This is a genomic window from Nitrosococcus wardiae (assembly GCF_004421105.1).
GTDB lineage: Bacteria > Pseudomonadota > Gammaproteobacteria > Nitrosococcales > Nitrosococcaceae > Nitrosococcus > Nitrosococcus wardiae.
In genome coordinates this window covers 1,004,232-1,028,123 of the sequence record NZ_CP038033.1, presented here as the reverse complement: position 1 = coordinate 1,028,123, position 23,892 = coordinate 1,004,232, and the positions used below count along the sequence as shown (strand labels likewise).

The following is a 23,892-nucleotide window of genomic DNA, read 5'->3' as shown; positions in this document are numbered from 1 at the left end:
AACTCAGGAGGTGAATAAAAGGGTCAAGTCTTGTCTATTGCTATTTTTAGAATATCAGCTTATGAGGGTGTATTTACTTGAGAATAAATTGTTCGCGCCGCTTCGCGTCGCGAACAACCGTTCGACTAGCAGAACCTCCCGCATAATCAGACGCTGTGCCTCTATGTATGCAGAAGAACCCGCCTGTCAACTCCCCGATTAGCCGAAAGAAAAGATGCCAATAAGCACACATATATGCTAAAATTGGCCCCATGAAGCCTTTCAACTGGAATCATGTTAAAAATCAGCAACTTATAGAAGATCGTCAAATATCTTTTGAAGATATCTTATTCTTCATACAAAAGGGCCGGTTGCTGGATGATATTGAACACCCCAACAAGGCTAAATACCTAAATCAACGGGTATTCGTTGTAGAGGTTGATGAATATGCCTATTTGGTCCCGTATGTAGAAAGTGATAATGAAATCTTCTTAAAAACTGTCATTCCAAGCAGAAAGGCTACAAAGCAATACCTTGGAGGCAAGTCATGAGCAAAGTTAAACTTGATGAGGAAGAGAAAGAAATTCTGCGTGATTTCGAAGCAGGAGAGTTTAAGTCTGCTTTAACTCCGCAGCGAAAGAAGCAACTTGCGAAAGCTGCTGAAGAGACATTTAAAAAAGATAAACGCATAAACATTCGCATATCATCACGTGATTTAGAGGCTTTACAAAGGCGGGCGCTAGAGGAAGGCATCCCTTATCAAACACTTGTATCAAGCATTCTTCACAAGTATGTATCGGGCAGCTTATACGATGCTACGGCTAACAAGTCGCTCAACTCGGACCCGCGCTAAAGCGCGGGCCGGTTAGCTTCGATGTTCGCGCCGCTACGCGGCGCGAATCGGCACGAAGGAGTCAAGTCTTGTCTATTGCTATTTACTATTTTTAGAACATCAAGTTCGAAGGTAAACACAAAATAAGACTTAGCCCATTATTTCTAAATACTAAATAACTGTTTAATTTAATCACTAATAATTCATCTCCGCATGGAGGGAGTAATGTCTTAATCACCTAACTTGTCGAACTTATTCCAATAAGGTAGGGGCATTCTTTCTTGACATCTTTTAACTAGCGTTTATGATGATTTCTAAAGTAGATATGCAGACAAATTTGCCATTATTTTTAAATTGTTCGGCAATTGACACCATGGCGTGCCACAAGAGGAGTGCCTAGGCAAAGGGAGGTGCCTTAATTATGCCCGTAATTTCAATGTTCTACGGGATTATCATCCGGATGTACTTTCTGGATAATCAGCATCACGGTGTGCCACACATCCATGCGCGGTACGCAGAGTTCGAGGCGTCAGTCCGGATTGATGATGGTGAAATACTCGCAGGCGAGCTGCCCCGTAAGCAACTGCGTCTGGTGCAAGCATGGATTGAGCTGCATCGGGATGAACTCATGGCTGACTGGGAATTAGCCGTGGCCGGAGAGACCCCCTATAAGATCAATCCACTATGAGGCAATTATGTATTGGGACGTGAAGAGAGTATGTCCATTGGACAACTACGAAATTTACGTTGAGCTCGAAGATGGACGGAAAGGAATTTTTGACCTCAAACCGTATCTGGATCATGGCTTGTTCAGAGAGCTGAAAAACAAGGCGTACTTTTCACAGGTCGATGTGGTGTTTGGTGCTGTCACATGGCCTCATGAGCAAGATATCGCACCCGAAACGCTTCTCGCTGGATTAAAGCCCGTGGAAGAAGAAATCAATGCCAAACAGGGTGCTTAGCGCTTAACTCGGACTGTCCAGTCGCTGTACTTCTTCGGCATCTGGTTAGTGCTAGCGTTGCCCGGTTAACCCCCTTCTCTGCTACCTGGCGCAAGCTCGTCGCCCAGCTACGCCATTAGGCGCTATAGGGAGAGTTATGAGTCGTCCTACTATTTTCCGCGAGAGAGTGGAGCAGCGTAAAAAGGACGCCCATATGTTGTTCTATAGCGGTTCCCTTTTAAGTTGTCCTGTAGGAGGGAAGGTGTTAGCCTTTTGCCATTGAATTTAGAGTAGCCTAGGAGGAGGTTGCGAGACGATTTTGGGTTTCGGTGAGGACGTTCAAGCGGTGGTGGAAGCGTTACCAGGAAAGTGAGCGCATTGCCCCGGAGCCGATGGGGGGCTGGGTCAAGCCGAAAGTGGATGAAGCGGGAGGAGTTTACCTGCGCAAGTGGGTGGAAGAGCGCTCGGATTTAACACTGGCGGAGCTGTGTGAGCGGTAGGAGAGGCAGCTGGGGGTGTCGATAAGCACCCGTGCCATGGACCGGGGGTTGAAGCGGTTAAAGATCCGCCGTAAAAAACACGTTTTATGACCCTGAGCAAAAGAGCCCCCGGGTCCAAAGGCTCAGGGCAGCGTATCGAGAGAAACGGGTCCAGATTGAGGATGAGGCGCTGATATTTATCGATGAAAGCGGTGCGGGTCTTGACCTGACCCCCACTTTTGCCTTGCCGTCCACCCTCTTGACCCGATAGCCTGGCAACAGGGGCAAACACGTGGCCTTTAGCGCGTGAATCATCCCACCAAGCTCCATGGCGCTATCCCGCACCAAGGCCGCCGATACCGACGTTTCAAGGCCATTGAGCTTGTTATACACCGACGTTATCGACACGCCTATCGTCTCTCTCCGTGCTTGATAAGCCGCGTTGATGGAAGAAAAGGTTTGAGTGACCACCAAACTCATCAATTCGAATATCGAGGAAAATAACAGCTCTCGCGTATATCGCTTCTCGGTGGCGTTCTCAAAACACGCTTCCAGTTTCTCTTCCGTCAATGCCCTTTCCAGTAAGGCTCTGGCCATCACAGGGAGAGGACTGTGTTCCCTAAATCGGCTTAAAATTGCACTGAATGCCATCGCTGAGCCCACCCTCTTGAAAACAAAAAGGTATTTTGGTGCAATCCGAACGAAAAACCTACCGTTCAAGAAAAAAAGGGTTAGAAAATTTCTCTACAAGGGCTCCTGAATTGATTAATCCCTCACCTTGAAAGGGCTGGTCCAATGGACTTATCACCCCATGGCCGTCCTGTCGCCCCGAATCGGTTGGAACAGGAATTTCGGGTAGAACAGCCCGATACCGTGTGGTGACATCACCACCATCCCCACAGAGGAAGGCTGGCTCTACCCTGCCGTCTTCCTTGACCTCTACTCCAGAGCGGTGGTGGGTTGGGCGATGTCCAAGCGCATGAGCGCTCAACTGGTGGAGGATGCCTTGAGAATGGCCATCTGGAAGCGTCAGCCCCCTCAAGGGCTGCTGGTCCATAGCGATCAAGGCAGTCAATACGCCTCCAATCGCTACCCAAAAACCCTCAAGGACCATAGGCTTCATTTGTAGTATGAGCCGTCAGGGCTGTTGTTGGGGCAATGCCCCGGCAGAAAGTTTCTTTCTTTCTTTCATACCTTGAAAACCGAGCTAACCCATCACCGACGCTATCAGACACGGGAGAAAGCTCAGCAGGAAATTTTTGAATATATCCAGGTCTTTTATAACCGCCAGAGGCGCCACTCAACTCTCGGTTATCAAACCCCATTAGGCTATGAGAAAGATAACCGAAAAGTGGCCTGATCATTTGTCCGGAAAACCCTTGCCACATCATTCCAGATTCTGCTCTTCAACGAGAACGTCAACTTCATATTGAAAACTAAAACGGAAGTGCTAAACCATAGGTTTAAAGAAAGGATGATTTGCTCTCCCTTACGGGAATTTAAGTAAACCTTAAGGGAGCGACTTGGTAATCATTCAGGGGTAGGGACTTTGAAAGGGTATAACCCTGCAAACGGAACAAACGCGCTAACGCTGTAAACCCACTATTAGGGAGAGGTCATCCCAATGATATGGCAAGGGCGAAATTTGGGCGTGCTTTTGGTGTTTTATGCGGTCGCAAGACAGAACACCACGGGTTTACCCGTGGGTATCTATTTCATGTTCGTCGGTGTGAAGCGCCGACGAACGGGAGCGTCTAGTGGCGGACTCAACCAGGCTGCACAAGTCGGGGCTAGGAGGAAGATCATGAGTGAGCCAACTCTTCGGAAGTCCACGTTGGCCTCCACGGTCAGGCATTCGGTGACGCGGGTCCCGATGGGAGTTCGATGTATAGCATTGTGTGCGGTGCTGGTGTTTGCGAATCTTCCCGCCATCGTGTTTGCCCAATCATCGTGCCCTGGAATTCACGTGAATATTCTGAACATCAAAAACAGCGCTGGAGCAGTAGCTTGCGCGCTTTTCGAAGCGCCCGACGGCTTTCCTAATGAATTTATGCGTTCCGCAGTCAATCTCATGATGATAAAAGTTCGGGATAAGGAAGCGCATTGCCACTTTATAGACATACCGCTAGGAACATATGCGCTTGCCGTGATTCATGATGAAAATAGGAACGGCAAGCTTGACACCAACTGGCTGGGGGTACCCACGGAAGGGTACGGTTTTTCAAGCGGCGCAAAAGCCTTAATGAGCGCGCCTTCATTTGATGCCGCCAGCTTTCCGTACGATGGGGGAAACCTAGAACTGACGATCAGTTTGAATTAATGAGCGATCTTTGCATGAACACTGTGGATATAGGGGTCACACTGGATATAGTGGGTCAAGTCTTGTATATTGCTATTCACTATTTTTAGAATATCAACTTATCAGGGAGGCGGGAATAAGGAATAACGGAATAAAGGACACCCATATTTTGTTGCCCTCTAATATCCAAAACTTCAACCTATACTCGATGTATAACAAGACCTTCAAGACTAGAATTTTCGAATCGCTACTACGGCTTGGTAGAGTACCTGTATCAAGGTCGTTATAAGACGATTCTGCTCTAGTTCATGAGAGGCGTTAAAATCATAAGGACCGAGTTTTGAAGCTGCCGAATCCTGATCGGGCGATCATGCCGAAGAGAAAATCCGGAATTACTTGTTGTCGGATACCCACCCCATTGGACGATTCAAAGCGGCTCTATTTCGAGGGCTTGGTTATCGACAAAGCGAATGATGCTGATTTAAAAGTTTTTTTGGCGGGATAAGCCGTGGAGGAAGAATCCACCCCTTATGGGCAAAAGTATGAAATCCGGGGCGAATTATCATGTTCAAACGGAAAGTCGATATACTTAGTGACAGCTTAGATTGTTCTAAAGAAAGAAGATTTTCCTCGATTTGTTACCGCGTATCCGGGAGAACGAGAATGACCATCAAAGTGCTAGATACCGTCGTATTAAAAAGAGACATGCCGGAGCACTATCTTAAGAAAGATGATCTTGGCGCGGTTGTTGAAATTTACCCAATAGGGCGTAAAGCATCGCCCAATTGGGCGGTGATATAAGCGCAAGCCGCGAGGCGGCTTACAGAATTCGCTGATTTTTGTAAGATGCAAATATGACGAAGAGGGCGTACAAGGAACGATTCTATCCCACAGCTGAACAAGCCGAACTGCTGGCTCGTTCGTTCGGCTGTGCGCGTTTCGTTTGGAACAACACGCTCAAGCATCGTACCGATGCGTTCTATCAGAACGGCGAAGTCATTGCCCATTCGGCGCTGGAAAAAAGGCTTGTCCAACTCAAGCAGGACTTTTCTTGGCTGAATGAGGTTTCCAGCGTTATTTTCCAGCAGTCGCTGCGCGATCAGCAGCAGGCTTTCAAGCACTTCTGGGAGAAGCAAGCGCGGTATCCGCGTTTCAAATCCAAGCATCGGCGCCAGTCAATCCGGCTGACCAAAGCCGCGTTCCGGTTCAAGGACGGCCAACTGTTCATCGCCAAGTCGAGCGAACCGCTGAATATCCACTGGAGCTTCAAGGACGGTCTGCCGTCGGAGCCCTCCTCTATCACGATTTCTAAGGACGCAGCGGGACGCTATTTTGTGTCCATGCTGTGTGAATTCGAGTCCGAACCGATGCCGGTGCTCAACAAGACGGTCGGCATCGATCTGGGTCTGAAAGACTTGTTCGTCACTAGCGACGGATTCAAATTCGGCAATCCCAAGTACACCGAGCAGTACGAAGCGAAGCTGGCCTATCTGCAGCGTAAGCTGGCGAAGAAGCGGAAAGGTTCCCGTAACCGCAACAAACTGCGGCTGAAGGTGGCCCGTATGCACACCAAAATAGCTGACTGCCGTAGGGACGCCACCCACAAGGCGACCCGCACACTGATCAACGAAAACCAAGTCGTGTACGTTGAATCTCTGGCGGTGAAGAACATGATCAAACACCCCCGGCTTGCCAAGCACATAGCCGATGCCAATGGGGGTGAGTTTGTCCGTCAACTGAAGTACAAGGCGCAGTGGGTAGGGCGAACCGTAGTCGAGATCGACCGCTGGTTCCCCAGCTCCAAGCGTTGCCCCACCCCAGGGTGCGGACATATCAACGAAACGCTGCCGCTGGACGTGCGTGAATGGAGCTGTCCCTCGTGCGGGGCTGTCCATGACCGCGACATCGCAGCGGCGCTCAATATCAAAACCGCCGGGCCGGCGGGGTTAGCCTCTGGAGCGACTGGAACGGGGGCGACAACAGGCGTTGTCGCCTAGGGAAGGCGTGTTGAACGAGGAAAGTTCTTGGAGTGATCCAACAACCCTCGCCCGACAGGGCGGGGAAAAGTCAGGAACCGGACGGCATTGAGGTCGAGTTCATTATGGGAACCGGTAAACCGGTAAAACCCACGCGCTAGTCACATTGACGACGAAAGATGCACGCTCGTTTCAGATTCAGATGTTCTCTCCGTAAGGCCTGAGCACGCCGCTTAGAAAAAAAATTTTTTAGCTAATCGAAAGAAAAGAGGTCTGCCCCCTTTTCCTTCTTTCCTTAGAATGTAAGCAAGGCTCAAGCCGCAGTCAGGGTGGGAATATCGCTGGTATCCACCTCACGTTCGGCGTGCCAGGTATTATAACTCGCCTGCATTCGCATCCAAACCCCGGCACCATCGCCGAACAGCTTACCAAGCCTGACGGCAACAGTAGGCGTGACCGGCTTGCGCTGTCCGACGATATCGTACAGATGCTGGCGGGAAATACCCAGAAGGCGAGCGATTTCCGTCTTGCTGTGGCCGGTTGCCGGGATGAGTTCGGCCAGCAGCGCGCCCGAATGGGACGGGCAGCGATCGGGATTACGCTGGGCGGAATATTCCTTCATGATGTCATGCTCTTTAATGATACTGTTCAAAATCAACTCGACAGGCATCGCCCTTCTCGAATTCAAAAGTGATGCACCAGGGACCATTCACATGCACACTGTAGCGCGTGGGTCTTTGGCCCTTGAGTTCGTGAAAATCAAAGCCTGGCAGATTCATCTCTTCGGGCCGCTGGATGGCATCGAGACGATCAAGACGCACTGATATAAGAATGTAGGAACTGGCCCTCTTGTATTGATCCTCCTGCAAGTGCGCAGTTTGTGAAAGTGCGCCTGTGGCAAAATATAAGTTTTTCTACAGGCTCGTTAGGCAAGCATGAAACCATGCCCATAGCGAAGCTGTCAAAATGATGAAAGTCCGTGATATTCTCCATAAATTGAAAGACGACGGCTGGTACCTCCACTCAATTCGGGGTAGCCATCGCCAGTTCAAACACCCGTCCAAGTTGGGCCGGGTCACAGTTTCGGGAAAGCCTGGTGATGATCTGGCACCCGGAACCATCAATAGCATTTTCAAGCAAGCTGGCTGGAAATAGATAGGGATTCTCATGAAATATGCAATCGTTATTGAAAAGGCTGCAAGCAACTATTCTGCCTATGTCCCAGACCTCCCTGGGTGCGTAGCTACCGGTTCTACCATTGAGGAAGTCGAATCAGAGATTCGGGAAGCCATTGAGTTTCATCTTGAAGGAATGCGAGAGGATGGTGAGCTAATTCCTCCACCAAGCAGTCAAGTTGAATACGTTGACATTGATATCGCCTAACCCGTCGCTCAAGCAAATCCTGCAAAGCTCCAGGACGCTAAGGCCGCTTGCCAAAAGGGTCAATTCTCACATCAAAATATTCAACCTATATATGGCAAGCCCTGATGGTAGACCCTTACCTCCTCCCTGCAAGCGCGCAGTTTGTGAAAGTGCGCCTGTGGCAAAATATAAGTTTTTCTACAGGCTCGTTACGCAGCACGGCTTCATCATTACGGCTAGAAGAACTATTTAGTATCCACCGTTCACTACACAACAAAAGTAATCACTGCCGTGAGACTAGTAGAACGTCTGGCCATGAGCGAGCCCACAACGCTAGCGTGCATGCATGGCAGCGTTTGGAGGGGTAACGACGGTGCGATGCTACTCCGTGCACTCTCGGAACGGCTCTCAGCCGGATGACCGGCGACGGCCGGCACGGATCCGTACTGCGAGGATAATCCTAGCGCCGCATAATCAGATCAAGATTACCCCTCCCTCCGATGGGGGAGATGACCGGATTGTTGCCGCAGGCTATTTCGCGGGGTTTCTTTATTTGAGCAAGGCGTAATCACGTTCGATAAAGCTTGTTATTATCCCCTTAATCATATATCATAAAGACAGCCTTTCCTCTTAACTAGGATAGAAAAGGCGAGGGTATTTAAGGATCACGTATTTGTGTAGTTGTTGTTTTTTTCCCAAAAATTCATTTCTGCCCTAATTCGTTCCCCCTTCGATACGTAGTTTTATTCACTGGCATTTCTATAATGTCAGAGAGTTACATTATTTTTGAGAAATTTCTATGTCAGTACAAGAAACAGGAACCGTAAAGTGGTTCAACGATGCAAAAGGTTATGGCTTTATACAACGGGAAAGCGGCGGTAGTGATCTGTTTGTACACTTCCGTTCTATCACGGGCTATGGCCATAAGTCCCTCGAGGAAGGTCAGCAAGTCAGCTTCATTGAAGTCCCCGGCCAGAAAGGCCCTCAAGCTGACCAGGTGACTGTTTTATAAAAACCACCTTCCTTTGAGAAAAAGCCGGCCTCTAGTGCCGGCTTTTTTTTGCTCCAAAATAAAGTAAGGGAGTAATATCTTAATTGCTGAATGAAGAAAACGGATGGAAAAGGAGAGGCTTCATTAAGCCCAGTGGTTTTTGGGAGGATACCGCACCACATCACTCAACGATAGAACGTATTTTTTTACGGAGGAAGATCGCACGGTTTATCTCGTTTGGATGAAAGAATACTGGGGCAAACACTAAGTTGAAATTCTGGCGTACTGTTTGATGACAAACTCTATTCATCTTGTCGCCGTCCCAGAGAGCGAAGAAGGCTTGCAACAGGTATTGAAACCATTGCACATACGTATGCGCAAAGAGTTAATTGGGCACGCGGTTGGAAAGGCCCTGTGTGGCAAGGCCGGTTTTTCTCATCGCCCTTGGACGATGCCTATTTATGGGCAGCGATCCGGTATGTAGAGCGAAATCCGGTGAGAGCGAAAATTGCGGGTAGAATATTGCAGTATCGACCTATAGGGCGTCCTAGAAAAAAAGGGTAGCCTCCCCTTTCCTCCTCGTGAATTGATGCCGGTGTTACTTGAAAACTAAAGTAGAAGTGCTAAACCTATTTAAAGATGATTTGTCCCCACCGGAATTTAAGCAAACTTTGAATTAACAGCTGGGCAATCATCCGGGAAGAGGGACTTTGAAAGAGTATAACCCTGTGAATGAAAGAAGCGCCCTAGCGCTCTCAAGACAAGCGGAGAATACCTTTTCAAGGATAGTCGTAAACATTAAAGAAGGCGTATGACCAAAAATCTTCACTGGTGGCAATATGGCGTGATCTATCAGCTCATCGTCCGCTCCTTCTTTGATACCAACGGTGACGGAGAAGGTGATCTGCCTGGTGTTATCAACAAGCTTGACTATATTCAGTCCCTGGGCATCGAAGCAATTTGGTTATCCCCCATCTATCCATCGCCTATGGCCGAATTTGGCTATGATGTGACCGATTATACGGATATCCATCCTCTCTTCGGGACGTTGAACGATTTTGACGCTCTGGTAACACAAGCCCACGATCGCGGAATAAAAATTATCCTAGACTGGATACCCAACCATACTTCTGATCAACATCCCTGGTTTATGGAATCCCGCTCAAGCCGCGATAATCCTAAAAGAGATTGGTATATCTGGCGTGATCCTAAGCCGGACGGCGCACCACCTAGCAATTGGATTAGTGTATTTGGCGGCAGTGTCTGGGAGTGGTCTAATGAGACCGACCAATACTACTGTCATACTTTCCTGAAAGAGCAACCCGATCTTAACTGGCGCAATCCAGAGGTTCAGCAGGCCATGCTGGATGTGTTACGGTTTTGGCTTGAACGAGGCGTGGATGGCTTTCGAATTGACGCTACTTGTCTTTTGATTAAGGATGATCAATTCCGCGATAACCCACCCAATCCGGATTATCAACCTGACCAGGCACCAGACAAAGCGGTACTTCCTAAGTACACTCGCGATCAACCCACCGTACATGATGTTTTCGCCATGATACGGCGGGTGGTCGATGACTATGATGACCGCATGCTAGCAGGTGAGCTGTATCTGCCGATTGAGAAGGTAGTAAGCTATTACGGTAAGCAGGCACCAGAGTTACATCTGCCACTTAATCTACAACTCGCTTGGTCACCCTGGAACGCTGATAAACTGGCCAGCACCATCGACCACTACGAAAATCAGCTTCCGGCGGAGGGCTGGCCCACCTGGACCATTAGCACCCATGATTCGACTCGCATTGCCAGCCGTGCGCAAGGCGAGCAGGCTCGGGTAGCAGCGATGCTTCATATGACTCTGCGCGGGACGCCTACACTTTACTACGGCGCCGAGATTGGGATGCAAGATGTCCCTATTGCACCCGAACAGGAGGAAGATCCACAAGGAAAACGGACAGATCGCAGCCGTGATCCCTTTCGCACGCCCATGCAATGGGACAACCGCGAACATGCCGGTTTCACGAGCGGTCAACCCTGGCTGCCCGTAGCTGAGGATTTCTCGACGGTTAATGTCGCTGTCCAACACAATGATCCACACTCATTATTGAACTTATATCGACGCCTCATTAATCTGCGTCGGTGCGAGCCAACGCTGATATCTGGCGCCTATATATCCGTCCCCCGGAAGGATCCATTTATCGCTTATCAACGCCAAGGTGGTGAACGACGATTGCTGGTAGTGCTGAACCTGAGCGCAGAACCCCAAAACTTCAATATTGGTGAAGGGGGCAGGCATGGTCGCATTTTACTCTCCACTTTTATGAATCGCGAAAAAGAAGAAGTCCATGGAGTTGTGGAACTGCGAGGCAACGAAGGCGTGATTATTGTGGTGTAAGGCTCAGCGAAGTCAGCATTAAGGGGTTATCTTAATAGGTCAAGTCTTGTCTATTGCTATTTACTATTTAGAATATTAAATTCTAAGGTCAGCATGAAATAAAACTTAGCCCATTGTTTCTAAATACAATGTCGAGGAACCGTCTCCGGATCATTTCTATTGGCCAGAGGTGGATGTAGATTTGACTACTGAGAAGACTGGAATCTGAAGGCGCACTGTCCCAGAGGGACATGGCAGCTGAATGATATCTACACACAGTTTCGCCCCCTACTCCTTCCCTTTGCAGGTAGACTTACAGGTGGCCTGGATTACGCAGATCCCGCTCATTAGCAGGCGGCGGATTCCACTGGTACAGCCAAGTTTCGCTCATCGCTTCCTTACCCAGCTTGAGGAATAAACGGATATCGATGGGGTCCTGCTTTACATCCAGCGGCACTATATCAAACTGGGCCCGATAGCCGCCGATGTGTAGCTGAGGCCGGCAGGAGAGCAGCTCCACTCGGCCACGGGAAGAGGTCACCACCGCTTCCAGTTTGGCATCCTTACCCAGCAGTGCCAGCTTGCCGCCGATAAAATCCACAGTAAAACGCCAGCTAAAATAATTACGGCGCCGGCCCACTACCCCACCCAAGCCGCTACGGGTGGCCACCACATAGGCTAGGGGAGTGTGGACAGGGGGCAACCCACTCCAGTAGAGGCGATAACTATAAAGGTATTCTTGCCCCGGCTTTACCAGCTCTTTTGGATTCCAGAAGGCCACAACATTATCGAAGGTTTCATCTAGAGTAGGGATTTCCACCAGCTGCACCGAACCTTTTCCCCAGGCATCCTTGGGCTCCACCCAGAGACTAGGGCGCTTATCATAGAACGCCCCATCATCCTGATAGTGGTCGAAATTGCGGTCGCGCTGCAGCAGGCCGAAGCCATGGAGATTATTATCATCATAAGCGTTGAAGCGCATCTGGCGCGGGTTATTGAGCGGCCGCCAGATCCACTCACCATTGCCTGTCCAAATGGCTAGACCATCAGCATCATGGATTTCCGGACGCCAGTCCCAATTGGCGCGGCGGTCGTTCTCCCCCACCATATACATGCTGGTAATGGGTGCAATACCCAGGCGTTCAATAGGCTTGCGCGGATACAGAGCGACATCCATATCCATGACCAGAGTATCCCCAGGAGTGATGGTGAAGCGGTAGGCACCGCTGGTACTGGAGGAATCCAGCAGGGCATAGACTACCAGCGATTGGCTGTTATCTGCTGGCTGCTCCAGCCAGAAACGTACAAACTCAGGAAACTCCTCCGGACGCGGCATGGCGGTATCAATGGCCAGTCCACGGGCGGATAAGCCGTACTGCATCTCCCCTCCTACGGCGCGAAAGTAGCTGGCGCCGAGAAAGGCCGCCACATCCCGGGTCCAGTCACTGTGGTAGTTGAGGCGGAAACCAGCAAAACCCAGATCCTTCGGCAGCTTGCTCGGCTCCACTCCGGATTTGCCGTAAGTAAACATAGCCGGATCGTAAGCGATCTCCTGGGCCTGACCGTTGCTCACTTTATACATGCGCACCGGGGTTTTGAAATAAAGCCCTAGATGGAAAAACTGAGCGCGGAAATTGCTGTCACGATCGCCCCAGAGCGCATGATCACGCTGGTACTGCAGCTGCTGATATTGATCCCAAGTCAGATTTTGCAGGGAGGCCGGCAGCTTAGCTGCATAGCTCTGGTAAGGCTGAGTGGCCAGCGTACGGGCCAGACCTTTCAGCCAGGCATAATTAAAGGGTTCTGGTCCGCCAATCAATTTGATTTTTTCACCACTAGCAGCCCATGCCAATAAAGAAGAGAGGGAAGATAGGGCGCCACCGGCTAGGGCAGCACTTTGCAGAAAAATGCGTCTTTTCATTGCCATATTGCCATTATGCTGAAGTGGTCAGAATGGGGTGTATTTTAATACAAAAGCTGACCCGCACTAAAGACTGGACAAAAATTCTCCATTCCCCTCCATAGCATTCTGATCATGGTAGGTTTCGCTACGTTCAACGCCCCCTACTGAAAGATAAAGGAGTCTACCATCTGATATACAGGCTCGTTAGGCGGATATGATAATGACATCATAAATCAAAGGGCCAAGTCTTGCTAATTGCTTACATAGTCTGAAGGATTTGCGAGAGTAGTTCATAATATATAATCCGTGATTCCCCCTCTCGCTCCCTAGGTGGCGAATTAACGGCAAGCAGAGGAGTAATGTCGTGCAGACAAAAAAGCAGCAAGCTAGCGAGGTGATCGCTAGAGAAGGATACTCTAGCTGGAGTAAGGTAATTGGTATTGTGTCGATGATAATACTCGGTGCAGGGCTCTGGTTTGCTTGGGATTATGAAGCTTTTCTAGCATGGAAACGGGACGCCGGGGCCTTGCCTTTTTTTACCGCCCTGGCAATTATGCCCGCGTTTGGGATTCCGATAACCCCCTTTTACTTGCTAGTGGGGGCAACCTTTGGCATGACCCTAGGCCTGATAGGCTCAGCGCTGAGTTTAGCAGTTAATCTGGTGCTGTGTTACTGGATTGCCCGGAGCGGGCTGCGGCGAATATTAGAAAGGTTATTGGCGCATACGCGCTATACCCTGCCTACGGTGTGGCCTGGGCATGAGTTCAGATTCACTTTGATCGTAAGATTAGTGCCCGGTTTACCAATTTTTATAAAAAACTATCTACTCAGCATAGGTGGTGTGCCTTTCTTAACCTATTTTTTGGTTTCTTTTACGGTGACTTTAGTTTACGCAGTAGTGTTTATTATGCTGGGCGAATCCTTGTATAAGCATGATTTGAACGAAGCCACGGGGGCGTTAATAATCCTGGTCCTGTTCGGCCTCATCACCGAATTTTCTCGCCGCCACTCAAAGTTAACAAGCAATTCCGGTGAAGTAAGGCAAGACTCGGATTGAATTATAAGCCGAGGCAATATTAGAGCAAAAGGCTCAGTTCTCACAGTCAAATATTCAATGCTATATTTAGCGTATGGTAAGACTTCCAAATGAGCACATCGAGCATCACTGTGAGAAAAAACAGGCCGAGGGAAAACCATAATCAGGCCATCCGCGCACTGGGACAACAGCTCTGCCGCATTATATTCAAACTACTCAAAAAGATGATAGACCTCACCAACTCGGTGGTTCGATCCCGTCTCCTATCTTAGGGTTATCCCTGATAGGGTATTCCTCTATAGAATACTCGCGAGCATAAAAATATACTTACCCATAACAGCTTTTCTAATTCAGCCTGGCCACGAGGCGGAAAAGTCGTGGTACTATCTCTAAACCCTTTAGCCCGGATCCCCTCCGGGCTATTTTTTTTTAAACTCTGGTGCTAATCCTAGCTAGCATCGACTCGGCTGCTAATTCCCCGTAGGCTGCTCTCTACCTGGACTACGGCCACTCAGAAACCAATGCGCTAGAAATCATCGACATCGCAAAACAGCTCCACTAAGCTCATACAAATACGTTTGCTAAAAGTAAAGCAAAAGAATGGGTGGAGTTGCAAGTCGATAAACCTAATAGGTCGCTAAATGGAAAGGAAGTTTCTGAGAATTACGACAGCAACTATCTCGGGGTTTCCGCCAAACTGCACAATATGCGCTCAGTATCATGATTGATCTACTCATTGTCCTTGCTTTCGTGGTTTATGCTATCTCAGCTGGGTTATATTCCCGCCGAGCAGCTTCTCAAAATCTGCAAGAGTACTTTCTTGCCGGTAAGACCATTTCCGGGTGGCGGGCAGGCTTTTCTATGGCCGCTACGCAATCTGCTGCGGACACACCACTGCTGGTAACCGGCTTGATCGCCACAGCCGGGATTTTTGCGCTTTGGCGCCTTTGGATTTACGGTTTTGCCTTTCTGTTGATGGCCTTTGTCTTTGCCATTGGCTGGCGGCGCAGCGGAGTGCTTACTGATGCTGAATTTACCGAAACCCGCTACAGCGGACGGGGAGTGTTACTGCTGCGTGGTCTGAAGGCAATTTACTACGGCACGGTTATCAATTGTGTTGTTCTCGCTATGGTAATGGTGGCGACTGTGCGTATTACTGAGGTATTCTTGCCTTGGCATGAGTGGCTGCCTAGTGGCTTTTATGAATCGGTCGTATCTTCCATTGCAGGGACTGGACTGCGGCTGGGCGAAAGTGTAACGGGCCTTGCACCAGAGATCGCGACAACTAATAACGCGATATCGATCCTGCTGATTCTCCTATTCACGGCCATGTATTCGACCACGGGCGGGTTGCGTGCAGTGGTTGCCACAGACGTAGTCCAGTTTATTTTAGCGATGATCGGCACCTTCATTTACGCCTGGGTTATTATCAAGGAAGTGGGTGGACTAGAGGGGTTGGCGACGCAAGTCATTCACCTTTATGGCGCCGAGGAGGCTAGCAGAATGCTCTCGTTCTTCCCAGAAGCCACATCGGCTCTCTTGTTGCCCTTCTTGACCTTGATTGGCCTGCAATGGTTATTTCAGATGAACGCAGATGGCACCGGTTACCTGGCGCAGCGTTCCATGGCTTGCCGCACTGATCGGGATGCGCGGGTGGCTGGGGTGGTCTTCGCCTGGATGCAGATTTTCCTCCGCAGCCTGCTCTGGTTGGCCATTGCGGTGGGCTTGCTTGTTCTGTATCCATTCTCGCCCCAAGAGATCAGCGGCGGAGATTTTGCAACCTCCCGAGAGATACTCTTTGCCACCGGTATTAACGAGTTACTGCCTCCAGGCATTCGCGGCTTGATGATGGTCGGTCTATTGGCGGCATTGGCTTCAACTGTGGACACGCACCTGAATTGGGGTGCTTCGTACTGGAGTAATGATATCTATGATCGCCTAATCTCCCAACACTGGTTCAAACGGGAGCCCAAAAGCCATGAATTGGTCATCGTAGCGCGATTGGCAAATATCCTGATCCTGGTGATTGCGCTTGCAATCATGGCCAATTTGGGATCAATTCAAGCGGCCTGGTTCATCTCGCTGTTGTTCGGTGCCGGAATGGGCTCCGTTTTGATCCTGCGGTGGCTATGGGAACGAATTAATCTGTATTCAGAATTGGCAGCCATAGCCGCGTCCCTGATCACCGCGCCACTGCTATTACTTTTCTTAGGAATGGAGCCTGAGACCGAATGGCTGCGCCTTAGCATTATGGCGCTGGTAACCACCAGTGCAGCGATCGGCATCACCTATGTAACACCGCGCACCGATGATCAGGTGCTCGTCTCTTTCTATGAGCGGGTCCAACCCTTCGGCTTCTGGTCAAATACGGCACAGAAAGCGGGCGATCGTTCCAACGCGCCATTGGAAGCATTTCAACGACGGCTGAAAGCTGCGATTCTCACCGCCCTGTCCTTATTTTTCCTGCTTGTCAGCGTGGGCAAACTTATACTCAGTATCCCTGGTGAGTCCGCTTTTTGGCCATGGGTTCTCCTACTGGCCGGTATCGCGCTTATCCCACTGTGGTGGCGCGAATTGAGACAAGAAGATCTAGAAATCGACCGCTCACTCCAGCCCCAAGATGTTCAGGTAACTGATCACATTTTGCTTGAAGAGAAAGGTGGTTTGCTGGCTGCCCTGCAGCAACTCGCTCACCATATGAAGTTGGTGTATGGGATGGAGGTGGAAGTTGGGGTACGCGGTGCTCACTGTATGAAAGAACCTGGACAACGCCTTTTAATGTTCCAGAATGTAGAAGATTTGCTCCTGTATATGGCCCGATACTTCAAACTGGCCAAAGTGCGCGTGATTCTCGGCCAGCAGGACGGGTACCATTTAATTGAGTTGATACCGAAAAAGAGCATCAATCTTGAAGCATCCCTCGACAGGGTGCCAGACAAAGCTCAGCCCTTTGCCTATAATATCCTGGAGCATATTGAGGAGCGCTTGTATCAGATAGAAGGGCGGCTGAAGGTCAAACCCAGCCGAAGACATGCAAAGCGCATCATTCTTACCTCAGCCATTGAACTGCAGGAAAATCCGCCTAAAATGCCACTTAAGTGACTGTATTGTCAATCGTTTCTTGGAAGCGAACAGTGACATTGCGAAAGCTCTCATCAAGCGCAAGCATAGGAAAAACTTTATTCCTCGTGGCCATTGTCCTCTGGTATCTCATGCCCAAAAGAACCTAGACGTAGTGAAAAAAACTGTTAATAAGGCGAGGATTCAGAAACTCTGTAAAAGGGAAGCGATCAGTTAGAGCACGAGATGAAATCTCTGGCTCCACTAGCGGAGGGCAATAAAAAACCCGCAAGCTCTACAGCCCACGGGTTTTTTTCTTAACAGAAACAAAGATAATTAATCGAGGCCAATAGTCCAATCCTGAGTCCAATCATCATTGCGATCTCGGAAAGCACCAATAAAGTCGACCTCTTCAATGACACAAGTAATGCCTTGGGGGCGAGTTAAATTTTGGATTTCAAAAGTACCGGTGCCATCTAGGCCATTAAAATCGACTGTCCCTTGATTACAAGATTCAAAAGTGAAGGTGGCTTCCCCCCAATCGATAGCGCTGGCCTGGTCAGCCTGGAAATTGGGGCCAAATTGACCGCCTTCCTTGCGGATAAGAGGTACAGTGACAGAGTTAGACCCCCTGTCAACAGGCGCGGCACCGTTCAGCCAGATTTGATTGCCACCGTCATCGTAGGTGAACCAGTTCACAACCAACACATTGCCCGTGTCCGCCTCCGTCACCTCTAAGAGCAAACCACGGCCAGATTTTTCTGGGCCTTCCCACCAATTACCAGTAAGCGTACCATCAACATTCTCAACATTGATGGCGTATGCTGATCCCATGCCTAATCCCCCAATCAAGGCAGCAGGGATAATCATCTTGCGGAGAGTATTCGTTCGTTTCATGGAGTAGTGCCCTTGTATGCTTATTGAGTAACTCATCACAGTTTAAGGGGCGGGAATGACAGTATTTTTAAATTCAGATGACAGAAAGATGACAAAATAGCGACAATCGCTGAGAGAGAAAGCCGAGCTTTGCCAACATGGAGCCACGTTCACCGGCCTTAAAAGTCCCACGTAAAACCAATGCTAAACTCCCGCCCCGGACGGAAAGCACGAGTCACCTTATCTCCCTGCAGTACCTCTATTTCATCATCTAAGAGATTTCTCATTTTTAAATTCAACCGCCAGTGATCGCCAAATTGGTGACGATACACGAAATCCAATTGATGGAAGGGCTGCTCGTATTTATCCGGTGCCCCTAAAGTTCCTACTTCAATAATGCGCTCGCCGGAAGTATTGTAGAGCAGGGTGGCGACAATGCCCCGAGCGGGATTGTCATAGCCAATCTGCGCATTAACAATAGGGGGAATGCCCTTGGAATGGCCGCTGACCAGTGGTTTGCACAGCCAAATCCTCTGGCTTGAGTTGGATTTCCGACTGGGTATAGGTGACATTGCCGCCGAAATAAAAATGCTCTAGACGAGGATGGATAAAATCCAAATATTTCATCAATTCCAGTTCAATTCCCCAAACATTGGCCGTTTCGGCATTCTCCAAAGTCAGCAGTCCAGCGGGACCCGGCAGAAGAATTTTTTCAATGGGGCTTTGGATATCCTTCCAGAAAAAGGCAGCCGACATATGTTCACTAGGCGAGAAGTAGTACTCCCAGCGTAAATCGTAGCTCGTGATAAAAATCTGCTGGAGATCTGGATTGCCCACGGTTTCTGCATCAGATTCCGGATCGATGAACGGTGCTGGGGAAAGCTCCCTAAAGTCGGGACGGGAAAGGGTCTCACTATAGCTGTTGCTCACTCAGGAAATAAGTGGCCGCCACGGCACGCAGTAGATCGACGCTACTGAGCACTGACTCAATAGGCTCCTGATTAGGATTGAACAAAGCGAAGGTTTTGACGCTCTGGCGATTGTCTTCCACCCGCACCCCCCCCGCCAAACGTAGCCGATCAAAAAAATTGGCATCAATTTGGCTAAAATAAGCCTCTAACTCTTGGATGGCTTCATAATTATCGGTTGGGCGGGTGGCTTCGCGGAGTTGAAATCCCTCAACCCCAATATTTTCTGGGGACAAGATATCTTCCAGGGAAGAAAGGGCAAGAATTTCCGGATCCCGGGATTTAGGACCGAACTGGGCAAAATCAAAACGGCGGATTTCCGACTCCCGTTCACGCTGCCGGGAAAGATAACCACTGGATAAATTGAGATCGAGGCGGTTGAATAGTTCTAACGGCAGATTGACGGAAAAGCGAATGGTATCGTCATTATCAGTTAAATCGGCAAAGATCGTCTGATTGCTGTCTGCCCGGCGGGAAAAGGAAAATTGTCCACTGCTAATTGATGGAATCGCGAATCTGGGTATTAAAGCCGGCGGTCACCGCCGAAACACTGTACTCCCCTGGAGGCAATTCTGCTTGATAAGTCCCCTCTTGATCACTGGTCATTTCCAGATTCAAACCGCTCACATACAATTTCACTCCCACCAAAGGATTGCCGTCTTCGGCTGAAAGCACCCGGCCTCGGATCAAACCCGGCTCGCCTTTCACCACCTCCTGTTTGGATTCAACCTTCTCGCCACCTACTGCGGAGCTTTCCACTTCCATGGAAGGCTCCCTGGAATCCGCAAGTAAAGAATCCACCCGCAGAGCGGGTGGATTTGTATTGACCCCTAAAAGGGGATGAGTCTGCCTTGCCCCCAGAGGAGGCAAGGCTTAAGTTGCCCCCTTTCACTCGTCAATCAATTAGACATCCAGACCTTGTTGCTCTGCCCGGCGCTCTCGTCTCTCTTGGTACTGCACATACGCGCGGATTTTCGCCTCATCCAATCCCACCGTATCTACACAGTACCCTCGCGCCCAAAACCGATGACCCCAGTACAGTCGGCGCTTTAGCTCTCGGAATTTGTTGAATACCCGTATCGCCGTGCGTCCCTTCACCGTTCCCACAAAATCCGAGAGCGAGACCTTCGGGGGCACCCATACCAACCAATGAACGTGATCGAACTGGACATTCAGCTCCACCACCTCCCCCTTCTGCTGCTCTGCAAAAGCGCGTATGCACCACCCGACTTCCTCTGCCACCCGTCCCGTCAGTATCCGATGACGGTACTTCGGCACCCATACGATGTGATACTGACAGTGCCAGATTGTATGTGATAGCTTCCGAAAACGGCTCATTGTTCTTACCTCTCGGTGCGTTGTGGGGACAACGCGGAATAGAGGTAACAATGAGCCGTTCAACTGGCAAAGCCGTTGAACTCTGACCACGCCCAGAGGACGTGGTTTTTTTCATTTACCAATAAAATAATAAACAGCCGGATATTTTCCCCTGCTACCACCGTAAGGTCATAGATGAAGAGACTCTTCCCAGAGCGGCTAAAACTTAAGCAGTGGGAACCCGGTTCAATCAAAAGGTGAATGGCGCCATCCCGGTCGCTGCTTAAGGATTGCTGGCCATCCACAACTAGTTTCACCTCCGACTGGGGTCGGCCTTCTTGAAAAAGATAAATGGATAATTCGGCGGGGTCCGCAGCGAATCCAGCACCGGGAATCCCTATCAGCAGGGCAAGGAAAACAAAAGAATATCGCATGATCACCAGTGGGCTATGCCAGCTTATTGTTGTTATTTGGGATCGTTAAAGACCTAGGGAAAGAAGTACCTTCTTGCCCACGCCCCACGCCCCACGCCCCACGCCCCACGGCTGCCTTCAGGAAAATGGGGGAACGGCTCAGTACGCTCCTATAAGCATCGCTCCGGCTCTGCTCGACATTCATCCATTGCCCGCCTGAGGGCCACTGATTTTTTGAACAAATCAGGCGTGCGAATATGCTTCAAATGCTGATCGGCTTGCTCATAATCCCCAATAGCAAAATTGGCATAGGCAATGGCATAACGAATATTTTCGTCGCTTAGTAAGCCGACTCGATAAAGGTCGGTTTCCATACCACTTGCCTGGGCATAGCGCTTGAGGGCAAGAAGAATGGAAAGCCGCTGTTTGAATTTAACCTTTTGATTGCGAATCTCTGCATTGAGGCCTAAGGCCCGGTAGAATCGGCCAGCGCGACGATAGAGTTCAGCGGCTTCGGCAAGCAATTCAGGATTATTGCGGGCTGCTTGTTCTAGCAGGTAGGCCGCCGAAAAGGGCTGTTCTAGATCCAAATAGGTATGGGCAAGGACCTTCGCTAGACCTTCATGATGGGGGTATAGCAACCGCCCCTGTTCCAAAATAGTCAAGGCTTCCTGAGATTGCCTACTTAGTCGAAGGGCATTGCCAATAGCCATGTAATCAGCCACCTCGGCTTGGGATTGAACAAAATAACGCCGCCCCAATTCTGCAGCTTGACGGTAGAGTTTCAGATCCAAGAGGTAAAATACTTGCCGGCGCAGGAAACGGTAATCTTCAGGAAAGGCCTTGTGGGCAACGCTTAAAGTACGCCAGGCTGCATTCTGCTCTCCCAGCAGCCAGTAACTCTGGGCTTTCATTTCATAGAGGGCCGGATATTGATGGATCACGGTCCCCGCTTGCTCAATGGCAGCAACGGTTTCGCGGTACTCTTTGAGGGCATAGTGGGCCTGGGCGAGGTAAACATGGATAATCGGCTCAGTCTGACCATGGGCCAACGCCTGTTGGAAACTTTCCTTGGCCTCGATTTCCTGTTGAAGATTGAGCTGAGCCAACCCCTTGAGGGTATAAAACCGCCCCCGGTCCAACTCCTCCGCTTCCGGGTCCACTTGATTTAAGGTGGTCAGAGCGCGGAGAGAATGGCCATCCTTGAGCAGCATTGCCGCTAAGGCGAGAAAATCCGTTTCTGCAGGATCGGGCTTTTCCTTTTCCTTGGCGGCAAGGCTAAAAGTCACCCCGAGCCACAGCACCGCCACTAGCAGGACCAACATAGAGAGGGGAGAAATCTTTCTGCTCATGCTCAATTTGCATTCCGGCACATGGTCAAAGCGCTACTCGCATTAGCCCAAATCAAATTTAATTTTCTGTTTGGCCCAGGTTTTTACCTTCTTGCCCTGATATTTCGCTGGTTCAAATTGCCATTGCTTAATCCCGGTCACCGCCGAAGCATCAAAAATCCCGCTCGGAGAGGCCTCCAAGACTTTCACTTGGACCACTTCTCCATCTTCGTCAATCAACAGGGAAAGGACCACATACCCGGTGATGCCTCGCTTTTTAGCATTGCGAGGATATTTAAACGATCCGCGAGATAGAGGGCGGGGCGGAACATCCACTGAATCCTCCGTCATCACCCCCACTTGGGTATTGCCCAGGAGTTGATCGTTGAGATCGCTCAAATCATCAGTCGCTAAACCAGGCAGTCCCAGGTCAATACCAGATAGGGCGGAATCGAGTCCTGCCAAAGGAGCAGGCGGGGTGACGCGCCTCGGTTTAGGTTTAGGCTTTTGCCGCTTGATCTCTTTCTTAGGTTTGGGTTTAGGTTGCTTAACTACCGCTAAATTTCTCGCTTCCGGAGTTGGCGGCTTTTCCACTTGGGGGGCAAGACGATTCATCAAAATCACTAACCCAAAGACCAAGGTGCCCCCTACCATCATGGAAATCACCGCCGCCAGGTATTTCCCTGCCCCACTGTTCATCGTTGCCCATCCCGTCAACCCGCTTCTCGCTCGGTGGCCACCCCTACATCCTGGGCGCCAGCCAGGCGGGCTTGATCCACAACCTCCACCAACTTACCGGCAGGCACCCCGTCGTCCGTCACCACGAGCACGGTTTTTGAGGTCGTGGTTTTAAGCATATCCCTGAGCTTGCTTTGGATTAGCCACAAGCGGATGGGCTCGCCATCGAGATAGGTTTCGCCACTTTGATCGATGTAAAGGCGAATCGCCTTGGTGGAAGCCAATGAAGCACTGGAGGCATTGGGTCGATTCAGCTCCAGCTGCATGTCTTTGATGAAGGTCGTGCTGACCATAAAAAAAATCAGCAAAATAAACACGATATCGATAAGCGGCGAGATATCGATGGTGCTGGAATCTTCTTTGCGTTCCCGGTATCGCATATTTAACTAGAAATTAGATGCTGCCTGAGTGGCTGATGAAAATGTGTCACTGCAAAGTAGGTCTTTAATCTGGGCAAATTCCATTTCTAACTGCTTCTGCTTCCTATCCAGCAGTCCTTTGATAAGTAATCCTGGAATAGCGACCACCAATCCCATCTGGGTTGTAAACAGGGCTTGAGAAATTCCTCCTGCAATCCCTCCTGACTGGGTGAACAGGGCCATATCCGCCAAGGATTCAAAAGTTTCAATCATGCCCACCACCGTTCCCAAAAGCCCGAGCAGAGGCGCAATCACCACGATACTTCGGATGAGCGTGGCAAACTTCTTCAGCTCTTGCTCCTGAGCAGCAAATACTTCGTCTAGATGACGCCGCAAATAAGGCGGACGGGTTCTAGCAATGGCCAACCCCTGGACAATCATGTGCTCAATCATTCCCTGAGGCTGATGGTGGGGCTCTTCCTGGAGTCGACAGAGGCATTCCCTCACACTCAAGACGGTCCCTCGGCGCAAGATCCAAAAGCGATAACCGATAGCAAACCACAACAGTAAGGTCGCCACCATCAAGGGAGGCATCACATAGCCGCCCGCTTGATAGAAATGACTCCCTGCTTCCCAAATCTCGGAAAAATTCATCGCT

31 protein-coding genes and 1 pseudogene are annotated in these 23,892 nt (G+C 49.8%); 18 read left to right on the top strand and 14 right to left on the bottom strand.

What is annotated here, in order from left to right:
- The first annotated feature begins 251 nt into the window (after window positions 1-251).
- The 5 genes from E3U44_RS05020 (at window position 252) to E3U44_RS19195 (ending at window position 2,252) form a co-directional block, all read left to right on the top strand.
- Window positions 252-530: a BrnT family toxin gene (locus E3U44_RS05020; protein ID WP_134356950.1), complete on the top strand. Its 279-nt coding sequence runs from the start codon at window positions 252-254 to the stop codon at window positions 528-530.
- Window positions 527-832, top strand: coding sequence for a CopG family antitoxin (locus E3U44_RS05015; RefSeq protein ID WP_134356949.1), 306 nt, complete (start codon window positions 527-529; stop codon window positions 830-832). Before E3U44_RS05020 ends, E3U44_RS05015 begins: the two co-directional genes overlap by 4 nt.
- A 400-nt stretch (window positions 833-1,232) precedes the next feature.
- Window positions 1,233-1,499: a type II toxin-antitoxin system toxin DhiT gene (gene dhiT, locus E3U44_RS05010; RefSeq protein ID WP_134356948.1), complete on the top strand. Its 267-nt coding sequence runs from the start codon at window positions 1,233-1,235 to the stop codon at window positions 1,497-1,499.
- Window positions 1,500-1,506: 7 nt separating this feature from the next.
- Window positions 1,507-1,773, top strand: a complete 267-nt coding sequence (locus E3U44_RS05005) for a DUF2442 domain-containing protein (protein WP_134356947.1) — start codon at window positions 1,507-1,509, stop codon at window positions 1,771-1,773.
- Window positions 1,774-2,081: 308 nt separating this feature from the next.
- Window positions 2,082-2,252, top strand: coding sequence for a hypothetical protein (locus E3U44_RS19195; protein WP_166804996.1), 171 nt, complete (start codon window positions 2,082-2,084; stop codon window positions 2,250-2,252).
- Between the two features lie 84 nt (window positions 2,253-2,336).
- Here E3U44_RS19195 and E3U44_RS05000 read toward each other — a convergent pair whose 3' ends face one another.
- Window positions 2,337-2,882: a hypothetical protein gene (locus E3U44_RS05000; protein ID WP_134356946.1), complete on the bottom strand. Its 546-nt coding sequence runs from the start codon at window positions 2,880-2,882 to the stop codon at window positions 2,337-2,339.
- A gap of 153 nt (window positions 2,883-3,035) precedes the next feature.
- Between E3U44_RS05000 and E3U44_RS19845 the strand changes: the two are divergent.
- The 5 genes and pseudogenes from E3U44_RS19845 to E3U44_RS04975 all read left to right on the top strand — a co-directional run.
- A pseudogene (locus tag E3U44_RS19845) lies at window positions 3,036-3,591 on the top strand (IS3 family transposase); the annotation flags it as partial.
- Window positions 3,592-4,035: 444 nt separating this feature from the next.
- Complete coding sequence (locus E3U44_RS04985) at window positions 4,036-4,551, top strand: DUF2141 domain-containing protein (protein ID WP_134356945.1); 516 nt, start codon at window positions 4,036-4,038, stop codon at window positions 4,549-4,551.
- Window positions 4,552-4,914: 363 nt separating this feature from the next.
- Window positions 4,915-5,004, top strand: a complete 90-nt coding sequence (locus E3U44_RS20535; RefSeq protein WP_420812613.1) for a hypothetical protein — start codon at window positions 4,915-4,917, stop codon at window positions 5,002-5,004.
- A 189-nt stretch (window positions 5,005-5,193) separates the two neighbouring features.
- The gene (locus E3U44_RS04980; RefSeq protein WP_134356944.1) at window positions 5,194-5,331 is read left to right on the top strand and encodes a DUF4926 domain-containing protein; all 138 of its coding nucleotides are present in this window, start codon (window positions 5,194-5,196) and stop codon (window positions 5,329-5,331) included.
- Window positions 5,332-5,384: 53 nt separating this feature from the next.
- Entirely contained in the window at window positions 5,385-6,527 is a 1,143-nt protein-coding gene (locus E3U44_RS04975) for an RNA-guided endonuclease InsQ/TnpB family protein (RefSeq protein WP_134356943.1), read from the top strand.
- Between the two features lie 292 nt (window positions 6,528-6,819).
- On the opposite strand, the gene E3U44_RS04970 is transcribed toward E3U44_RS04975, so the two are convergent.
- Window positions 6,820-7,176, bottom strand: coding sequence for a HigA family addiction module antitoxin (locus E3U44_RS04970; protein ID WP_206054894.1), 357 nt, complete (start codon window positions 7,174-7,176; stop codon window positions 6,820-6,822).
- The gene (locus E3U44_RS04965; RefSeq protein WP_206054893.1) at window positions 7,142-7,327 is read right to left on the bottom strand and encodes a type II toxin-antitoxin system RelE/ParE family toxin; all 186 of its coding nucleotides are present in this window, start codon (window positions 7,325-7,327) and stop codon (window positions 7,142-7,144) included. Before E3U44_RS04965 ends, E3U44_RS04970 begins: the two co-directional genes overlap by 35 nt.
- Before the next feature lie 148 nt (window positions 7,328-7,475).
- Here E3U44_RS04965 and E3U44_RS04960 point away from each other — a divergent pair, with 148 nt between their 5' ends.
- The 6 genes from E3U44_RS04960 (at window position 7,476) to E3U44_RS04935 (ending at window position 11,254) form a co-directional block, all read left to right on the top strand.
- Window positions 7,476-7,661, top strand: coding sequence for a type II toxin-antitoxin system HicA family toxin (locus E3U44_RS04960; RefSeq protein ID WP_134359664.1), 186 nt, complete (start codon window positions 7,476-7,478; stop codon window positions 7,659-7,661).
- 12 nt (window positions 7,662-7,673) lie between these two features.
- Complete coding sequence (locus E3U44_RS04955; protein WP_134356941.1) at window positions 7,674-7,889, top strand: type II toxin-antitoxin system HicB family antitoxin; 216 nt, start codon at window positions 7,674-7,676, stop codon at window positions 7,887-7,889.
- Between the two features lie 325 nt (window positions 7,890-8,214).
- Window positions 8,215-8,436, top strand: a complete 222-nt coding sequence (locus E3U44_RS19190) for a hypothetical protein (protein WP_166804994.1) — start codon at window positions 8,215-8,217, stop codon at window positions 8,434-8,436.
- Window positions 8,437-8,667: 231 nt separating this feature from the next.
- On the top strand, window positions 8,668-8,880 hold the full coding sequence (locus tag E3U44_RS04945) for a cold-shock protein (RefSeq protein WP_134356940.1): 213 nt from the start codon (window positions 8,668-8,670) through the stop codon (window positions 8,878-8,880).
- 271 nt (window positions 8,881-9,151) lie between these two features.
- Window positions 9,152-9,343, top strand: a complete 192-nt coding sequence (locus E3U44_RS04940; protein ID WP_134356939.1) for a hypothetical protein — start codon at window positions 9,152-9,154, stop codon at window positions 9,341-9,343.
- A gap of 327 nt (window positions 9,344-9,670) precedes the next feature.
- The gene (locus E3U44_RS04935; RefSeq protein ID WP_134356938.1) at window positions 9,671-11,254 is read left to right on the top strand and encodes an alpha-amylase family glycosyl hydrolase; all 1,584 of its coding nucleotides are present in this window, start codon (window positions 9,671-9,673) and stop codon (window positions 11,252-11,254) included.
- Between the two features lie 292 nt (window positions 11,255-11,546).
- On the opposite strand, the gene E3U44_RS04930 is transcribed toward E3U44_RS04935, so the two are convergent.
- The gene (locus E3U44_RS04930) at window positions 11,547-13,154 is read right to left on the bottom strand and encodes an OpgD/OpgG family glucan biosynthesis protein (protein ID WP_134356937.1); all 1,608 of its coding nucleotides are present in this window, start codon (window positions 13,152-13,154) and stop codon (window positions 11,547-11,549) included.
- 346 nt (window positions 13,155-13,500) lie between these two features.
- Between E3U44_RS04930 and E3U44_RS04925 the strand changes: the two genes are divergently transcribed.
- A complete protein-coding gene (locus E3U44_RS04925; protein WP_134356936.1) occupies window positions 13,501-14,193 on the top strand; it encodes a TVP38/TMEM64 family protein in 693 nt (230 codons plus the stop codon).
- A 699-nt stretch (window positions 14,194-14,892) separates the two neighbouring features.
- Complete coding sequence (locus E3U44_RS04920; protein WP_134356935.1) at window positions 14,893-17,274, top strand: sodium:solute symporter family protein; 2,382 nt, start codon at window positions 14,893-14,895, stop codon at window positions 17,272-17,274.
- 294 nt (window positions 17,275-17,568) lie between these two features.
- On the opposite strand, the gene E3U44_RS04915 is transcribed toward E3U44_RS04920, so the two are convergent.
- The 10 genes from E3U44_RS04915 to E3U44_RS04870 all read right to left on the bottom strand — a co-directional run bounded on the left by E3U44_RS04915 (window position 17,569) and on the right by E3U44_RS04870 (window position 23,888).
- Entirely contained in the window at window positions 17,569-18,129 is a 561-nt protein-coding gene (locus tag E3U44_RS04915) for a hypothetical protein (protein WP_206054892.1), read from the bottom strand.
- Between the two features lie 450 nt (window positions 18,130-18,579).
- The gene (locus E3U44_RS04910) at window positions 18,580-19,038 is read right to left on the bottom strand and encodes a TonB-dependent receptor domain-containing protein (RefSeq protein WP_134356934.1); all 459 of its coding nucleotides are present in this window, start codon (window positions 19,036-19,038) and stop codon (window positions 18,580-18,582) included.
- A complete protein-coding gene (locus E3U44_RS04905) occupies window positions 19,022-19,312 on the bottom strand; it encodes a hypothetical protein (RefSeq protein WP_134356933.1) in 291 nt (96 codons plus the stop codon). Before E3U44_RS04905 ends, E3U44_RS04910 begins: the two co-directional genes overlap by 17 nt.
- 259 nt (window positions 19,313-19,571) lie before the next feature.
- Window positions 19,572-19,841 (bottom strand): carboxypeptidase regulatory-like domain-containing protein, encoded by a 270-nt coding sequence (locus E3U44_RS04900; protein WP_134356932.1) that lies wholly within the window; start codon window positions 19,839-19,841, stop codon window positions 19,572-19,574.
- A gap of 138 nt (window positions 19,842-19,979) precedes the next feature.
- Complete coding sequence (tnpA, locus tag E3U44_RS04895) at window positions 19,980-20,414, bottom strand: IS200/IS605 family transposase (RefSeq protein WP_134356931.1); 435 nt, start codon at window positions 20,412-20,414, stop codon at window positions 19,980-19,982.
- A gap of 59 nt (window positions 20,415-20,473) precedes the next feature.
- A complete protein-coding gene (locus tag E3U44_RS04890) occupies window positions 20,474-20,827 on the bottom strand; it encodes a hypothetical protein (protein ID WP_134356930.1) in 354 nt (117 codons plus the stop codon).
- A 149-nt stretch (window positions 20,828-20,976) separates the two neighbouring features.
- Entirely contained in the window at window positions 20,977-22,158 is a 1,182-nt protein-coding gene (locus E3U44_RS04885; RefSeq protein WP_134356929.1) for a tetratricopeptide repeat protein, read from the bottom strand.
- A 42-nt stretch (window positions 22,159-22,200) separates the two neighbouring features.
- Window positions 22,201-22,836 carry an energy transducer TonB gene (locus tag E3U44_RS04880; protein ID WP_134356928.1) on the bottom strand — a complete coding sequence of 212 codons (636 nt, stop codon included), beginning with the start codon at window positions 22,834-22,836 and terminating at the stop codon, window positions 22,201-22,203.
- A 14-nt stretch (window positions 22,837-22,850) separates the two neighbouring features.
- Window positions 22,851-23,255: an ExbD/TolR family protein gene (locus E3U44_RS04875; RefSeq protein WP_013034697.1), complete on the bottom strand. Its 405-nt coding sequence runs from the start codon at window positions 23,253-23,255 to the stop codon at window positions 22,851-22,853.
- 6 nt (window positions 23,256-23,261) lie between these two features.
- The gene (locus E3U44_RS04870) at window positions 23,262-23,888 is read right to left on the bottom strand and encodes a MotA/TolQ/ExbB proton channel family protein (protein ID WP_134356927.1); all 627 of its coding nucleotides are present in this window, start codon (window positions 23,886-23,888) and stop codon (window positions 23,262-23,264) included.
- Window positions 23,889-23,892: the final 4 nt, after the last annotated feature.

Bases quoted from the DNA above. Each gene is read 5' to 3' on its own strand.
- E3U44_RS04980 (WP_134356944.1), top strand. From the start codon at position 5,194: ATGACCATCAAAGTGCTAGATACCGTCGTATTAAAAAGAGACATGCCG.
- E3U44_RS04875 (WP_013034697.1), bottom strand. From the start codon at position 23,255: ATGCGATACCGGGAACGCAAAGAAGATTCCAGCACCATCGATATCTCG.
- E3U44_RS04885 (WP_134356929.1), bottom strand. From the start codon at position 22,158: ATGAGCAGAAAGATTTCTCCCCTCTCTATGTTGGTCCTGCTAGTGGCG.
- E3U44_RS05015 (WP_134356949.1), top strand. From the start codon at position 527: ATGAGCAAAGTTAAACTTGATGAGGAAGAGAAAGAAATTCTGCGTGAT.
- E3U44_RS04970 (WP_206054894.1), bottom strand. From the start codon at position 7,176: ATGCCTGTCGAGTTGATTTTGAACAGTATCATTAAAGAGCATGACATC.
- E3U44_RS05005 (WP_134356947.1), top strand. From the start codon at position 1,507: ATGTATTGGGACGTGAAGAGAGTATGTCCATTGGACAACTACGAAATT.
- E3U44_RS04940 (WP_134356939.1), top strand. From the start codon at position 9,152: ATGACAAACTCTATTCATCTTGTCGCCGTCCCAGAGAGCGAAGAAGGC.
- E3U44_RS04985 (WP_134356945.1), top strand. From the start codon at position 4,036: ATGAGTGAGCCAACTCTTCGGAAGTCCACGTTGGCCTCCACGGTCAGG.
- E3U44_RS04900 (WP_134356932.1), bottom strand. From the start codon at position 19,841: ATGGAAGTGGAAAGCTCCGCAGTAGGTGGCGAGAAGGTTGAATCCAAA.
- dhiT (WP_134356948.1), top strand. From the start codon at position 1,233: ATGCCCGTAATTTCAATGTTCTACGGGATTATCATCCGGATGTACTTT.
- E3U44_RS04870 (WP_134356927.1), bottom strand. From the start codon at position 23,888: ATGAATTTTTCCGAGATTTGGGAAGCAGGGAGTCATTTCTATCAAGCG.
- E3U44_RS04915 (WP_206054892.1), bottom strand. From the start codon at position 18,129: ATGAAACGAACGAATACTCTCCGCAAGATGATTATCCCTGCTGCCTTG.
- E3U44_RS04930 (WP_134356937.1), bottom strand. From the start codon at position 13,154: ATGAAAAGACGCATTTTTCTGCAAAGTGCTGCCCTAGCCGGTGGCGCC.
- E3U44_RS05020 (WP_134356950.1), top strand. From the start codon at position 252: ATGAAGCCTTTCAACTGGAATCATGTTAAAAATCAGCAACTTATAGAA.
- E3U44_RS05000 (WP_134356946.1), bottom strand. From the start codon at position 2,882: ATGGCATTCAGTGCAATTTTAAGCCGATTTAGGGAACACAGTCCTCTC.
- E3U44_RS19190 (WP_166804994.1), top strand. From the start codon at position 8,215: ATGGCAGCGTTTGGAGGGGTAACGACGGTGCGATGCTACTCCGTGCAC.
- E3U44_RS04920 (WP_134356935.1), top strand. From the start codon at position 14,893: ATGATTGATCTACTCATTGTCCTTGCTTTCGTGGTTTATGCTATCTCA.
- E3U44_RS04935 (WP_134356938.1), top strand. From the start codon at position 9,671: ATGACCAAAAATCTTCACTGGTGGCAATATGGCGTGATCTATCAGCTC.
- E3U44_RS04960 (WP_134359664.1), top strand. From the start codon at position 7,476: ATGAAAGTCCGTGATATTCTCCATAAATTGAAAGACGACGGCTGGTAC.
- E3U44_RS04955 (WP_134356941.1), top strand. From the start codon at position 7,674: ATGAAATATGCAATCGTTATTGAAAAGGCTGCAAGCAACTATTCTGCC.
- E3U44_RS04945 (WP_134356940.1), top strand. From the start codon at position 8,668: ATGTCAGTACAAGAAACAGGAACCGTAAAGTGGTTCAACGATGCAAAA.
- E3U44_RS04890 (WP_134356930.1), bottom strand. From the start codon at position 20,827: ATGCGATATTCTTTTGTTTTCCTTGCCCTGCTGATAGGGATTCCCGGT.
- E3U44_RS04880 (WP_134356928.1), bottom strand. From the start codon at position 22,836: ATGAACAGTGGGGCAGGGAAATACCTGGCGGCGGTGATTTCCATGATG.
- E3U44_RS04975 (WP_134356943.1), top strand. From the start codon at position 5,385: ATGACGAAGAGGGCGTACAAGGAACGATTCTATCCCACAGCTGAACAA.
- tnpA (WP_134356931.1), bottom strand. From the start codon at position 20,414: ATGAGCCGTTTTCGGAAGCTATCACATACAATCTGGCACTGTCAGTAT.